Annotated in this window: 13 protein-coding genes and 1 riboswitch; of the genes, 7 read left to right on the plus strand and 6 right to left on the minus strand. The window is 52.0% G+C overall.

Going from position 1 to position 14571, the window contains the following annotated elements; translation table 11 throughout:
* The first annotated feature begins 12 nt into the window (after positions 1 to 12).
* Both fadA and KDD30_RS15730 read left to right on the plus strand, forming a co-directional pair.
* A complete protein-coding gene (gene fadA / locus KDD30_RS15725; protein WP_211646667.1) occupies positions 13 to 1182 on the plus strand; it encodes an acetyl-CoA C-acyltransferase FadA in 1170 nt (389 codons plus the stop codon).
* Between the two features lie 146 nt (positions 1183 to 1328).
* On the plus strand, positions 1329 to 2312 hold the full coding sequence (locus KDD30_RS15730) for an MDR family oxidoreductase (RefSeq protein ID WP_211646668.1): 984 nt from the start codon (positions 1329 to 1331) through the stop codon (positions 2310 to 2312).
* Positions 2313 to 2444: 132 nt separating this feature from the next.
* Here the strand turns inward: KDD30_RS15730 and KDD30_RS15735 are convergent, their stop codons facing one another.
* Entirely contained in the window at positions 2445 to 2627 is a 183-nt protein-coding gene (locus KDD30_RS15735) for a hypothetical protein (RefSeq protein ID WP_211646669.1), read from the minus strand.
* A gap of 137 nt (positions 2628 to 2764) precedes the next feature.
* Here KDD30_RS15735 and tusA point away from each other — a divergent pair, with 137 nt between their 5' ends.
* A complete protein-coding gene (tusA, locus tag KDD30_RS15740; protein ID WP_046222073.1) occupies positions 2765 to 3013 on the plus strand; it encodes a sulfurtransferase TusA in 249 nt (82 codons plus the stop codon).
* 83 nt (positions 3014 to 3096) lie between these two features.
* Here tusA and KDD30_RS15745 read toward each other — a convergent pair whose 3' ends face one another.
* Both KDD30_RS15745 and KDD30_RS15750 read right to left on the minus strand, forming a co-directional pair.
* On the minus strand, positions 3097 to 3654 hold the full coding sequence (locus KDD30_RS15745; protein WP_211646670.1) for a TMEM165/GDT1 family protein: 558 nt from the start codon (positions 3652 to 3654) through the stop codon (positions 3097 to 3099).
* Positions 3655 to 3748: 94 nt separating this feature from the next.
* Positions 3749 to 3847, minus strand: a riboswitch (yybP-ykoY riboswitch).
* 93 nt (positions 3848 to 3940) lie between these two features.
* Positions 3941 to 4633 (minus strand): OmpA family protein, encoded by a 693-nt coding sequence (locus tag KDD30_RS15750; RefSeq protein ID WP_211646671.1) that lies wholly within the window; start codon positions 4631 to 4633, stop codon positions 3941 to 3943.
* Positions 4634 to 4908: 275 nt separating this feature from the next.
* On the opposite strand from KDD30_RS15750, the gene glyQ reads away from it, so the two are divergent.
* A complete protein-coding gene (glyQ, locus tag KDD30_RS15755) occupies positions 4909 to 5820 on the plus strand; it encodes a glycine--tRNA ligase subunit alpha (protein WP_211646672.1) in 912 nt (303 codons plus the stop codon).
* A gap of 9 nt (positions 5821 to 5829) precedes the next feature.
* On the plus strand, positions 5830 to 7902 hold the full coding sequence (glyS, locus tag KDD30_RS15760) for a glycine--tRNA ligase subunit beta (protein ID WP_211646673.1): 2073 nt from the start codon (positions 5830 to 5832) through the stop codon (positions 7900 to 7902).
* Between the two features lie 179 nt (positions 7903 to 8081).
* On the opposite strand, the gene KDD30_RS15765 is transcribed toward glyS, so the two are convergent.
* Positions 8082 to 9374 (minus strand): DUF1835 domain-containing protein, encoded by a 1293-nt coding sequence (locus tag KDD30_RS15765; RefSeq protein WP_211646674.1) that lies wholly within the window; start codon positions 9372 to 9374, stop codon positions 8082 to 8084.
* Between the two features lie 437 nt (positions 9375 to 9811).
* Between KDD30_RS15765 and KDD30_RS15770 the strand changes: the two genes are divergently transcribed.
* On the plus strand, positions 9812 to 11062 hold the full coding sequence (locus tag KDD30_RS15770) for a valine--pyruvate transaminase (RefSeq protein ID WP_211646675.1): 1251 nt from the start codon (positions 9812 to 9814) through the stop codon (positions 11060 to 11062).
* Between the two features lie 121 nt (positions 11063 to 11183).
* On the opposite strand, the gene KDD30_RS15775 is transcribed toward KDD30_RS15770, so the two are convergent.
* Both KDD30_RS15775 and KDD30_RS15780 read right to left on the minus strand, forming a co-directional pair.
* A complete protein-coding gene (locus tag KDD30_RS15775) occupies positions 11184 to 11768 on the minus strand; it encodes a GNAT family N-acetyltransferase (protein WP_371826052.1) in 585 nt (194 codons plus the stop codon).
* Between the two features lie 203 nt (positions 11769 to 11971).
* Positions 11972 to 12442, minus strand: a complete 471-nt coding sequence (locus KDD30_RS15780; RefSeq protein ID WP_211650112.1) for an Hsp20 family protein — start codon at positions 12440 to 12442, stop codon at positions 11972 to 11974.
* A gap of 387 nt (positions 12443 to 12829) precedes the next feature.
* Here KDD30_RS15780 and KDD30_RS15785 point away from each other — a divergent pair, with 387 nt between their 5' ends.
* Complete coding sequence (locus KDD30_RS15785) at positions 12830 to 14506, plus strand: acyl-CoA dehydrogenase family protein (protein WP_211646676.1); 1677 nt, start codon at positions 12830 to 12832, stop codon at positions 14504 to 14506.
* The last annotated feature ends 65 nt before the right edge of the window (positions 14507 to 14571 follow it).

A 14571-nucleotide genomic window follows, 5' to 3' on the forward strand; every position in this document is an offset into this window, starting at 1 on the left:
GAGGATAAACACATGAATAACGTCGTAATTGTTGACTGCATCCGTACCCCGATGGGTCGTTCTAAAGCCGGTGCATTTCGTAACAAACGTGCTGAAGACTTGTCAGCACATCTGATGAAAGGTCTGCTGGAACGCAACCCTCAGGTTGAACCGGCAGCGATTGAAGACATTTACTGGGGCTGTGTACAGCAAACACTGGAGCAAGGGTTTAACGTCGCGCGAAATGCGTCGCTGCTGGCCGGGATTCCTCATACTGTCGGTGCCACCACGGTCAACCGTCTGTGTGGCTCCTCCATGGATGCCCTGCACAGTGCCGCCCGTGCCATTATGGTTGGTGATGCTGAGATCTGCATGGTCGGTGGTGTGGAACACATGGGCCACGTGCCGATGAACCATGGTGTTGATTTCCATCCGGGTCTGTCCAAATCGGTCGCACAAGCTGCAGGCATGATGGGCCTGACAGCAGAAATGCTGGGCCGGATGCACGGTATCAGCCGTGAGCAGCAAGATGCCTTTGCTGCCCGCTCGCACCAGCGTGCACATGCTGCAACTCTGGAAGGTCGCTTCAAAAACGAAATTCTTCCCACCGAAGGTCACGATGAAAACGGCATCCTGAAAGTGTACGATTTCGACGAAGTGATTCGTCCGGAAACAACGGTCGAAACTCTGTCTGCGCTGCGTCCGGTCTTCGATCCGGCCAACGGCACAGTCACCGCAGGGACTTCCTCCGCCCTGTCTGACGGTGCTTCAGCCATGCTGGTGATGAGCGAAAGCAAAGCGAAAGAACTGGGCCTGAAAATCCGTGCGCGCATCAAGTCGATGGCCATCGCGGGTTGTGATCCGTCCATTATGGGTTACGGTCCTGTACCGGCAACGAAAAAAGCACTGAAGCGCGCAGGCCTGACGATGGAAGATATCGGCATGATTGAGCTGAATGAAGCATTCGCAGCTCAGTCCCTGCCTTGCGCCAAAGATCTGGGTTTGCTGGATGCGGTTGACGAGAAAGTGAACCTCAACGGCGGTGCGATTGCATTGGGCCACCCTCTGGGCTGTTCCGGCACGCGGATTTCGACCACGCTGATCAATCTGATGGAACACCATGACGTGAAATACGGCCTGGCAACCATGTGTATCGGTCTGGGTCAGGGCATTGCCACCATCTTTGAGCGTGTGGACAGCTAAGCTGCTTTCATCTGACGCTATCAAGCCCGCCATTGTTGCGGGCTTTTTTGTGATTTTTTTTCGCAAGCATTGTTCCCGATCAGAATTTGAGACATTCTGACTCAATACAATCACAATCCACCGATACCTGAGCGCGGAGAAATCATATGCTGAAAGCTCTCATCCTCAATCAGCAGGACAAGCAAACACTGGCACAGGTCAGTGATATCGAAGAACATCAGCTGCCGGAAGGTGAAGTCACTGTGGCGGTTGAATACTCGTCCCTGAACTACAAAGACGGACTGGCAATTACCGGCGCCGGGAAAATCATCCGTGAATTTCCGATGGTGCCGGGAATTGATTTCGCAGGCACGGTCACCCAGTCCAACAACGACCGTTATCAGCCGGGCGACAAAGTTGTGCTGACCGGCTGGGGCGTGGGCGAAACCCATTGGGGCGGACTGGCAGAGCGTGCCCGCGTAAAAGCAGACTGGCTGGTGCCACTTCCCGAGGGCCTGAGCTGCGAGCAAACCATGGTGATTGGCACCGCAGGTCTAACCGCTATGCTGTGTGTACAAGCCCTGCAGGATGCCGGTCTGACACCGGAATCGGGAGAGATTCTAGTGACAGGTGCCAGCGGTGGGGTTGGCTCCGTTGCCATCACGTTGTTATCGGCGCTGGGTTACCGGGTTGCCGCGGTGACCGGCCGTGCCTCGCAGAATGGGGCTCTACTGAAACAACTCGGTGCCTCGACCATCGTCGAGCGCAGCGAACTGGAAGAACCCGCCAAGCCGCTGGAAAAACAACGCTGGGCCGGTGCCATCGACACCGTCGGCAGCAAAATGCTGGCGAAAGTCCTGGCACAGACAGACTACAATGGCGCCGTTGCGGCCTGTGGTCTGGCGGGCGGCTTTGATTTACCCACCACTGTCATGCCTTTCATTCTGCGCAATGTCCGGCTGCAAGGGATCGATTCCGTCTACTGCCCAATGGAAAAACGTCAGCAAGCCTGGCAGCGCCTGAGCGAATTGCTGCCTGAAAGCTTTTACCAGCAGGCTAGCCAAACAATCAGCCTGGAAGAAGTTCCGGCATTTGCACAGGCCATTATTCAGGGACAGGTCACCGGCCGAACGCTGGTGAAGTTGGGTTGAGTTGAACTGAGGCGATGCAATTCATGTTCATCCGGCCAGGCCGGGTGAACTTTTTGACTCGCCAAATAAAAAAAATCCCGCTATAAAAGCGGGGAAGCCCAAGAAAACTGGGGAGTGTAGTAGATGTGAAAGTTAGCTTTCCTCTTCTTCGAGCTCAGGAGAATGTGATAGCTCGAGCCAGAGTCCTATCGCAGCGGCAATCAACCCCGCCAGCGAGAAGATTGTTAAGTCATCGACGTTGCGCAGTACAATCGAGCAGAAAGCGATAAAGCACAGCACGCAGTAAATAGTCAGTCTATCCATCTGAGTAATCATCCTCGCCTCCTTGTGATGACAACAAAGTTAACAACTTGTTAACTAAGTTACACATAATTGTTACCTTTGCCAACCCCTGGTTGATTATTTAATCTCCGTGAGTATGATCTAGGTCTCATTTACGATATGGTTTCACGATGAACACGAATTTTGATTCCGCCACTCTCAGCCTGGAGGCACAAGGACTGCGTTGTCCGGAACCTGTCATGATGGTTCGTAAAACAGTCCGCAAAATGGCCGAAGGCGAAACACTGCTGGTGCTTGCCGATGATCCATCCACAACCCGGGATATCCCGAGTTTCTGCCGTTTTATGGATCACACACTGCTGGCGGCGGACACAGAATCTTTGCCCTACCGGTTTCTGATTCAGAAAGGCAAAGCGTAAAATGAATCAGGCAGCCTAACGCTGCCTGATGACAATTTCATTGCGCTGGTTCAAGACTGGCCTGAATCGCACACTTTTCTGGATTACAGGCCAAATACAGCGCCCAACGCCAGCAACACAAATAAACCTGCCGTCACTTTCCGGATCAGCCCCAGCGGCATTTTATCTGCAGACAGTTTTCCAATCAGAACCACAGGCACATTGGCCAGCAACATCCCAATCGTGGTCCCTAAAATTACCAGCATCAGACCGTCATGATATTTTGCGCCCAGCATGGTTGTTGCCACCTGAGTTTTATCGCCAATTTCGGCGATAAAAAATGCAATGAAACTGGCAACAAACGGGCCCCGGTTTGAAATGGTCTCGTCATCGTCCAGCTTATCCGGGATCAGAATCCAGCCTGCCATCACCACAAAACTGACAACCAGGACCCACTTCAGAATGTCAGGAGAAAGATAATCGGCAACAACCACACCCAGCCAGGCAGCCAATGCGTGATTGGCCAGCGTAGCGAGAAAAATCGCCAGAATGATAGGAACGGGTTTACGGTAGCGACTGGCCAGCAGTAGGGATAGCAATTGGGTTTTGTCCCCAATTTCTGCCAGTGCAACGGTAGTAATGGATACAGCTAAAATGCTCACGACATGCTCTTTGGGGCGAGGATTATAGTTTTAAACCAAAGACAAACAGATATGCCCCACCCCGGTTCATATCGATTTGCCTATGGTCTCGCCAAACTGACCGGAGAAATTGGTCAGTCACAATCACCATGAAGATTTTGCTTCAATTATGTTGATGATTGTGCCGTCAGAACGGCAGGCTACTCCCCAAAGGAATCGGCATCATAGCCAGAAGTCGCGCCAGAATCAAGCCACGAAAAAGGGAAGCTTCGCTTCCCTTTCGTTGTTTCCCGGCAAATTGACTCGGTTAAGACGCCGTCGGGCTCAGAACAATCTCAACACGACGGTTCTGAGAGCGGCCCTGCTCATTGGCATTGGAAGCAATCGGATGGGCTTCACCCATGCCTTTGGCCAGAACGCGTTTTGCGGCAACGCCACTACGCACCAGGTAGTTACTCACTTCACTGGCACGTACCTGAGACAAGCGCAGGTTATAAGATTCAGAACCTGTGCTGTCGGTAAAACCATAAATGTTCAGTTGCGTTTTATCGTACTCGTTCACCACCAGTGCCACGTTATGCAGGGCATCCATGGCTTGCTTGCTGAGGTTTGACTGATCAACGCCAAAGGTAATCGCATTCGGCATGTTCAGAACAATCTGATCGCCATTACGGGTCACGCTGATCCCGGTCGATTCCAGTTGCTGGCGCAGCTTCGTTTCCTGCACATCCATGTAGTAGCCGATACCGCCACCCAGCGCGGCACCGGAAGCTGCACCAATCAGCGCCCCTTTACCACGGTCGCTCTTGCTTGATGAGGCCACACCGATAGCCGCACCAGCAACAGCACCAATCAGTGCACCGCTGGTTGATTTTGCTGTCTGATCTTCACGCGTATATGGGTTGACCGTTGTACAACCTGTTGCCACCATCGCTGTGATGCTCGACAAAAGGATAGCGCGTACCCACTTACGTGAGTTCGAAGAGGTGTATTGTTGCATACTCATTCCCCATTGGTTAATCATGAACTGATCCGAGCCATGGCATCGTCTCAGCATATTTTTGCTGCATTGTAGTCAAGATTGACCCGCAGATATCAAAAACCTGTCAATTTTTTACCCTGTTTCTGCTTATGGCGGAAGTCTGATGACAAAAATTTACACAAGGCGCCACAATGCGCAAAAAACGTGCGCGGCCCCTACTCCCGCAAAGCCAGCCAAGGTATACTGGATTGTTATCTTTTCTACTTTTATCAACGGATCTCGTGAAGCTGACAATGCAAAAATACGACATTAAGACCTTTCAGGGCATGATCCTGACGCTTCAGGACTACTGGGGCCAGCAAGGTTGTACTATCGTGCAGCCGCTGGATATGGAAGTGGGTGCAGGAACTTCGCATCCAATGACCTGTCTGCGCGCGTTGGGACCAGAGCCAATCGCCGCTGCCTATGTGCAGCCTTCCCGCCGCCCGACTGACGGCCGTTACGGGGAAAACCCGAACCGTCTGCAGCACTATTATCAGTTCCAGGTCATCATCAAACCTTCCCCGGACAACATTCAGGAGCTGTATCTTGGCTCTCTGGAAGCGCTGGGCGTTGATACGCAGGTTCACGACATTCGCTTTGTAGAAGACAACTGGGAAAACCCAACACTGGGTGCCTGGGGGCTGGGCTGGGAAGTCTGGCTGAACGGCATGGAAGTGACGCAGTTTACTTACTTCCAGCAAGTGGGTGGCCTGGAGTGTAAACCCGTCACCGGCGAGATCACTTATGGGATTGAACGTCTGGCGATGTACATCCAGGGTGTCGATTCTGTTTACGATCTGGTCTGGACTGATGGCCCACTGGGCAAAGTGACTTACGGCGATATCTTCCATCAGAACGAAGTCGAACAATCGACGTATAACTTTGAACACGCGGATGTCGATTTTCTCTTTACCTTCTTCGATCAGTGCGAGAAAGAATGTCAGTCGCTGCTGGCACTGGAACAGCCACTGCCACTGCCCGCTTACGAGCGTATTCTGAAAGCGGGCCACGCCTTCAACCTGCTTGATGCCCGCAAGGCAATCTCGGTTACCGAACGCCAGCGTTACATCCTTCGGATTCGTAACCTGACCAAGCAAGTGGCAGAAGCCTACTATGCCTCTCGCGAAGCCCTTGGCTTCCCGATGTGTAAAAAAGACAAGTAAGGATTTCGCATGGCTGAGAAAAATTTCCTGATTGAACTGGGCACCGAAGAGCTGCCGCCAAAAGCACTGCGAACCCTTGCGGAAGCTTTTGCCGAGAACTTTGCTGCCGAGCTGAACACGGCCGAGCTGGCTTACCAGCGCATAGACTGGTACGCGGCCCCTCGCCGGCTGGCACTGAAAGTGACCGCACTGGCTGAAGGCCAGGCCGACAAAGTTGTTGAAAAGCGCGGCCCTGCGATCAGTGTTGCCTTTGACGCCGACGGCAACCCGACCAAAGCAGCACAAGGCTGGGCGCGTGGTAACGGCATCACAGTTGAGCAGGCCGAGCGCCTGACAACCGACAAAGGCGAATGGCTGCTGTTCAAAGAAGCGGTGAAAGGCAAACCTGCCACCGAACTGCTGTGTGAGCTGGCTGCCGCTGCGCTGGCAAAACTGCCGATCCCAAAACCAATGCGCTGGGGTGATTCAGATACGCAGTTTATCCGTCCGGTGAAAACCCTGGTGATGCTGCTGAATGACGAACTGATTCCAGGCACCATCCTTGGCGTTGAATCTGCCCGCACCATCCGCGGCCACCGCTTTATGGGTGAATCTGAATTCAGCATCGAGCATGCCGATCAGTACCCTGCGATTCTTGAAGAGCGCGGAAAAGTCATTGCCGATTACGAAACCCGGAAATCACAAATCATCGCAGATGCCAAAGCAGCAGCTATTGCAGTCGGCGGTACAGCTGATCTGGAAGATGATCTGGTTGAAGAAGTCACGTCTCTGGTGGAATGGCCGGTTGTGATGACCGCTTCTTTCGAAGAAGAATTTCTGAACGTGCCCGCTGAAGCGCTGGTGTACACCATGAAAGGGGATCAGAAATATTTCCCGGTTTACGATGCGAACGGCAAACTGCTACCGAAGTTCATCTTCGTGTCGAACATCATTTCAAAAGAGCCGCGCCACATCGTCGAAGGCAACGAAAAAGTTGTTCGCCCTCGCCTGGCTGACGCTGAGTTCTTCTTCAACACAGACCGCAAGCGCCCGCTGGTCGATCGTCTGCCAGAGCTGGACAATGTCCTGTTCCAGAAACAACTGGGTACTTTGCGTGATAAGACAGACCGCATCACTGCGATGTCCGGCTTTATTGCTCAGCACATTGGTGCCAACGTCGAGCATGCCGAACGTGCCGGTCTGCTGTCCAAGTGTGACCTGATGACCTCCATGGTGTTCGAATTTACCGACACTCAGGGCGTGATGGGAATGCATTACGCGCGTCTGGACGGTGAACATGAAGATGTGGCCGTTGCCCTGAATGAACAGTACATGCCACGTTTTGCCGGGGATGCACTGCCAGGATCTGATGTGGCTGCTGCTGTCGCGCTGGCTGACAAGATGGACACTCTGGTTGGTATTTTCGGCATTGGTCAGCATCCAAAAGGTGCCAACGACCCGTTTGCCCTGCGTCGTGCCGCATTGGGTGCATTGCGTATCATGGTTGAAAAAGGTTACGCGCTGGATCTGGTCGATCTGATCCGCAAGGCCAAAGAACTGTTTGGTCAGAAGCTGACAAACCACAACGTGGAAGCCGACGTCATTGATTTCATGCTGGGTCGTTTCCGTGCCTGGTATCAGGACGAAGGCCACAGTGTCGATGTGATTCAGGCCGTTCTGGCTCGTCGCCCGACTACCCCGTCTGATTTCGACAAACGTGTGAAAGCTGTCAGTCACTTCCGCTCGCTGGATGCTGCTGAATCACTGGCAGCGGCGAACAAGCGTGTGGGGAATATCCTGGCGAAATTTGAAGGTGAACTGTCTGCGTCAATCGACAGCAGCTTACTGGTTGAAGATGCCGAGAAAGCACTGGCGAACGATGTCGAAACTGTGACTGCGAAGCTGGCCCCTGTGTTTGCAGCTGGTGATTATCAGCAGGCGCTGTCTGAACTGGCGACACTGCGTGACACCGTCGATGCCTTCTTCGATAACGTCATGGTGATGGCAGATGACGAAGCACTGAAAGTGAACCGTCTGACCATGCTGAACCAACTGCGCAATGAATTCCTGAAAGTGGCTGACATTTCAGTACTGCAGAACTGAACCTGACCACTTCCCGATTTCATCTCGCTCCAAAAGCAATAAAGATCCCTCGACAATGTTCGAGGGATTTTTTTATGCCGTCCTCAAAGAGCTGAGCATGCCCTCGCCTTCAGGCTGATGTTCCACGTGAAACATTTCACAACTACCGTCATAGCAAATGAAGGCGCGCATTACGCGCATTAGATGTCGATGTTTTCAAACTTCAGGGTACTGAGCGATTCATGATCCCAAATCCAACACGACTCGGGACGGACACAAATGCCACCCACCCAATATTCTGACAACCTGACTCTCGCCTTGCCAGAGAGCACCGCACGTCCAAACGCCGTGATCGAAATTTCATGATCCAGCCAGCTTTGATGAGGTTCAATCCCGGCCGCCGATATCAAAGGCGTCTCGCACTCGAGCAAGGGTTTCAAGAGTACCCAAAACATCAAATCACCAAGATACGGCAACGGCTCTTCAGGCTGATACGCCTGAAACCAGTCCGACACACGAAGCGGTGCAGACGCGTTTTCAAGCACGCGCAACGCCAGCATTTGTGTCAGGCTAAGACCGGTCGAACCATGAGGTAATTCCTGCAAATGCCGGACAATCACAGCCGGCAGATTCGGAAACACGGTCATCGCATCCGACCGGCTTGCTGCGATCAAAGCCGCAGGCGAAGGCGAACAAAATGCCTGCCATATTTGTTGGGCGAACTTGAAGTGTCCTGTATCCAGACGCCGCCTTTGTTGCCATAAAGCCCGAAGTCCTTCCGCAGGCAACTGCCCCAGGCCAATAAACCGGCTCCGCCCCGGATACTGGTTCACTTCAATCAGTTCAATCTCACGCGACGATGCTGCGGGCTCATCCGCCAGAAAAGCCAGTAACCGAAGCAGCATCAATTGATCGTAACTATCGTGCTCGACCCAAAAGACCAAACGCTGAAACTTGTCGTCCAGCAGAGAATCCAATTGTTGCCGAGTTTGAGCAATCAGATGTTCTACCGAACGATCGTCCCCGACTTCAGACAACAAAAACTGATGAATATATGTTGCGCGCATGCGCTCAAACGCCATTCCAGCAGACAAAGGCCCCATACAATGGGGATCGATAAACGGCAGAAACTCTCCCTGAAAACCGGCCGTTTTTAAGGGTTGCTGAATGTCATGACCGCAACGGATATGGAGGGTGAACAGCTCACGATCCAGAGACGGACTCCCCTGCGCGATCGCTTGCTTGTGGACTTCGAGCGTTTGCAGATGATGCTTGAGTTTCGGCCAGCTTGGCATTCCCAAAGAACGTGCCAGTGCAAGCTGAACATCAGCAAGCCGGATCGTTTCGATGGTAATCTGTTGCGGCACCGGATGGTTCTTCTGCAGAAAACTACGCGCGGCTTCGTCACCGCGTCGCACAGCTTTGAGGGTTCGTTTCGCCTGAGATTTTAACTGCACCAGACTGAGGGAAAATGCATTGTCAGCTTTCATCATGTCACCATTCTCATGATTCTGGGCCCGCATTACAGAGAGAAGGTAGATGACAAACGTCTCTGCTGCACATGGTGTGCAGCACATCAGATTACCCTGGATAACATCCTTTCCGCGAGCTGGTTGCTTGGGTCAAGCTGCACCAGACTACAACAGTCCAATCCATTTGCAAAGCAAAGCTCTCGGCTTGAACGCGACCTGCCCGCTCGTTTCTATTGGAGCCAGAACAAAGCAAACCAGGAAGCAAAATACGAATTGGGGATCATCTAAACTTAATCATAAAGGACATGATTTCTTCTGTGTTTCACGTGAAACACACGTCGAACACATTGTTGACATCGCTCGAACAAAGTCACTTTCACTGTAAGATTCATTGCTGTATGTTGTCTGGCTCACCCACAATAAAAATCACAACAGACGCACACTGAGGTCGAAGCAAGATGGAGTTTTCTACGTTCGGTAACAAGTTTGCCCGTTACTCGGGTATCACCCAGTTAATGGATGATTTGAATGATGGCCTGCGCAACCCAAATGCAGTCATGCTGGGCGGCGGCAATCCGGCTCAAATTCCAGCCATGGTTGACTACTTTACTCAGCTCAATGCCAGCCTGAATGAAACCGGTGAACTCGCAGCCGCGATGACAAACTACGATGGTCCGCAAGGAAAAAACACCTTTATTCAGGCACTGGCCGATCTGCTCCGTGAACGATATGGCTGGGATATTTCTAGTAAGAACATCAGCCTGACCAACGGCAGTCAAAGCGCCTTCTTCAGCTTGTTTAATTTGCTGGCCGGTGAATTTCCAGACGGCAGCCATAAAAAGATTCTGTTGCCGCTCGCCCCGGAATATATCGGCTATGGTGATGCCGGCCTCAGCCCGGACATGTTCATTTCATACAAGCCGGAAATCACCCTGCTGGACAATGGTCTGTTCAAATATAATGTCGACTTCAAAGCCCTGACCGTCGACGAGAATGTCGGCGCAATCTGCGCATCCCGCCCGACCAATCCAACCGGAAATGTGCTGACCGATGAAGAAATCCATCACCTGGATGCGCTTGCACAACAACACGGCATTCCACTGATCATCGACAATGCCTACGGGATGCCCTTCCCAGACATCATTTTTGAAGATGTCACCCCGTTTTGGAATGCTAACACCATCCTGTGCATGAGCCTGTCGAAACTCGGTCTGCCCGGGGTGCGTTGCGGGATTGTGATTGCCAGTGAAGAGATCACCACGGCGCTGGCCAATATGAACGGCGTCCTGAGTCTGGCACCGGGCAGTGTCGGACCTGCAGTGGTCAACAAGATGATCGAAAAAGGTGACCTGCTTCATTTAAGTGAAACAGTCATCAAACCTTTTTACTATGCGAAATCACAGCAAGCTGTACATTGGCTTCAGGAAGCAATTCCGGATCCGCGCTTCCGGATTCACAAACCAGAAGGCGCGATGTTCCTCTGGCTGTGGCTAAAAGATCTGCCGATCACCACCATGGCGCTCTATCAGCGCCTGAAAGCGCGTGGCGTGCTGATTGTACCGGGTGAGTATTTCTTTATTGGTCTCGATGAAGACTGGTCGCACGGCCATGAATGCCTGCGAATGAACTATGTGCAGGATGATGACAAGATGCAACGCGGGATCGCGATCATTGCAGAGGAAGTAGCAAAAGCTTACCAGCAAGGTTGAGTGTCTCACTGAACACGCGCGTTGAAAGACAACAAACAGGGCAATCACTGCCCTGTTTGTTCATCTGAGCCAGGCTAGCATCGTCTTCACACGGTGTTGTTGAGGCCGCAGAGAAATTCACTCAAACGATTGGCTGTGTACTCGGATCGTAAACCATCGTGACAAACTGAGAATCCTCAGCGACCATTTCAAATCCAAACCGCCGATACAAAGTACCGACAGGGTTGCCCTGTAAATACATCAAGCGACAGGGTCGCTGGTCTGTATCAGACCACGCTATCACTGCGCCTAGCACCGCACTGCCAATCCCCCGCCCTTGCCATTGCGGAAACAGAAAGAAACGGCTGAAATAACTTTGCGGGAGATCGCGACTGTCTTGTTCGGTATTCGAATGACATTCGGGCGCAATCATTTCCAGCAACACACTGCCAATCGGGGTTCCGTCCATCAGAATCAACAAGGGTTTACAATCCTGCCACTCAGACAGATGCAGTTGGTACTGTAAGGTTTCATCCCATCCAAAGATCTGAGTGACAGCCTCTCGTTCTGCGGCTTTCTTTAATTTGAAAACAAAACGTTCATGGTGGTCTGCAGCCGTAACGAGGGACAATCCGTCAGGTGTATTCGCTGGCAACAACGGCTGCAGGCAGGCTGCACTGACACGCTGACGTTTCGGGTTTAATTGTGGTTTGGTTTCCTTACCCACACTTTTCTTCCTTCAAAATAGATCACAGCTTGAAGAAGATAATCCAAACCAAAGCGTCAATGAAGCATTGTTTCACGTGAAACCTTCATCATGAGATAGCACCTGTGTTTCACGTGAAACATAGCCTGCTTCTCATCAGGTTGGCTCACATATAAAAAAGGCCAGCCCACAGGCTGACCTTCCATACAGTACTTTCACAAGTCTTATTCAGCGGAATGACTCACCACCGAGTCTGCTTGTCCCAACAGACGTTGTCCGTTAATCGCAATACGACGCGGTTTCTCTTCTTCTGGGACTTCGTGTTCCAGTTCAATATGGAGTAAACCATTTTCCATCGCAGCACCAATCACTTTGACATGATCGGCCAGTTGGAATTTACGTTCAAAATCGCGCTCAGCAATGCCCTGATACAGGTACTGGCGTTTTTCATCCTGCTCTGAAATGGCACGTTTCCCGGTGACAATCAGACGATTTTGATGTTGGCTGATTTCGAGCTGATCATCCGAGAATCCAGCGACCGCCATCGTGATCCGGTAGTGGTTTTCGTCTTGCTGTTCAATATTGTATGGGGGATATCCGCCATTGCTGTTATTCAGGTTCTGTTCCATCTGATTAAACAGACGATCAAAACCAATGGCAGAACGATACAGTGGGGAAAAATCTAATGTACGCATCATCACTATCCTTCTCTGAAGCAATAATTGAATGGTTAAACAACTGAAGCGGGTTTTCCTCTTGGACAAACCGTCGAAGGCCCATCTCGCTGGCACCTCCTGCTTCACCCATAGATATAAGGGCATTCAAATCCGCTTCAAGGAGAAAATTGAAAATTTTTTCAGGCATGTTTTTCGCGAAAGGTATTTTGAATTGATCACTGTTCACAACATTCAACCCCACTCTCGTCTTGTCGTAGTCAATGTCGCCTGAACGGTCTAAGTTAATTGAGGCAGATTGCGAGGAATAGAGAACACCACAGCGAGCAGCTCTCCGCCACTGCCGATTTGGTTCTGAGCAGTCGTGCGCAGAAAGGAAACCACCAGCATGGACACAAGGATATGGCAATGACAGCATCGAGTCAGGACACCCATCACGTCTTTAATCAGCCCGCGGCACTGGAACATTTCAATGCTTATGACACCAACATCATCTTGAGAAACTGGGTTCGGCAATTTGAAGGCGCTTGGGCTGAGTCGCAGTTGTCTGCTTTTGGTCATCACGTCGGTCACACATTACAGGAGGCGGGTTTTCTCGCCAACAAACACCCGCCTGAGTTCCAGCCGCATGACAGATTTGGCTATCGGATCGATCAGGTGGATTATCATCCGGCGTATCACCAGCTGATGCGACATGCCATTGAGGCCGGGCACACTAGTCTGCCCTGGACAATGCCCCGCCCGGGTGCCCATGTTGCCCGCGCCGCCATGGCTTTCTTGCATACTCAGGCCGATCCTGGCTCAGGTTGCCCGTTAACCATGACCTTTGCCAGTGTCCCAGCAATCAAACATCAGCCGGATATAGCTGAACAATGGCTGCCGAAAATTACCGCGACACAGTATGACGGTAGCAATCGTCCCTATTTCGAAAAACAGGGGGTAACCATTGGCATGGCGATGACCGAGAAACAAGGCGGCTCCGATGTGCGGGCGAATACAACCCTCGCAACGCCGGTTCACGCTGCCGGTGCGGGGAAAAACTACCGCCTGACGGGACACAAATGGTTCTGCTCTGCTCCCATGTGCGATGCCTTTCTGGTGCTGGCAAAGACAGGCGAACAACTCTCCTGTTTTCTGGTGCCACGCTGGCGGGAAGACGGTAGTAAGAACCCGATCCACATCCAGCGGTTGAAAAACAAACTCGGGAACCGCTCAAATGCCAGTGCTGAGATTGAATTTCGTGCTGCCCATGGCTGGCTGCTGGGCGAGGAAGGCCGGGGAATCCGGACCATTATCGACATGGTTGCCCTCACCCGCTATGACTGCATGATTGGCTCCAGCGCCTTGATGGCACAAGCAGCCCGGGAAGCCATCTGGCATACTTCAGGCCGAAATGTGTTTGGCAAAAATCTGCATGATCAGCCTCTGATGCGAAACGTTCTGGCCGATTTAGCTTTGGAAGCAGAAGCCGCACTGGCGATCACCCTGCGGATTGCCCATGCTCTGGATCAGCAGGAAAATCCCAAGGAAGCTGCACTGGTGCGCTGTGCCACGGCGATCGGAAAATACTGGATCTGCAAACGTGCCATTCAGCACAGTGCTGAAGCCATGGAATGTATTGGCGGTGTGGGTTATGTCGATGAGAATGTCGCCAGCCGCTTATACCGGGAAGCGCCCGTCAACTCGATCTGGGAGGGTTCAGGAAATGTCCAGTGCCTGGATTTGCTCAGGGTGCTGCAGCGTGAGCCGGAAACGTTTGATGCCTTATTCAGTGAATTCGAATCTGCGAAAGGACTGCATCCACTGTTTGATCAGCAACTGACAAGATTCAAACAGGAATTCGCCGATCAGCATCAAATCGAATTTCGTGCCAGAAGTATCATGGAGCACCTGGCCTTGCTCTGGCAAAGTGCCACCCTGCTGGTCTATGGCGACCCTCAGATCGCACAGGCCTTTGTGCGAGCCAGACTGTCAGAGCGCAGCAGTTATCAGTTTGGCACGCTGCCAGCAGACATCGACACGCAATACATCATTGAACGAGCCCTGCCCAACCTGCCACAACAACCGCCAGCACGTCACAGGTAGCCACCTGCGAATCAACAACGCCATAAAAAAACGCCGCTGTTCAGCGGCGTTTTCAATTCAATCGG

Source organism: Photobacterium sp. GJ3 (assembly GCF_018199995.1).
GTDB lineage: Bacteria > Pseudomonadota > Gammaproteobacteria > Enterobacterales > Vibrionaceae > Photobacterium.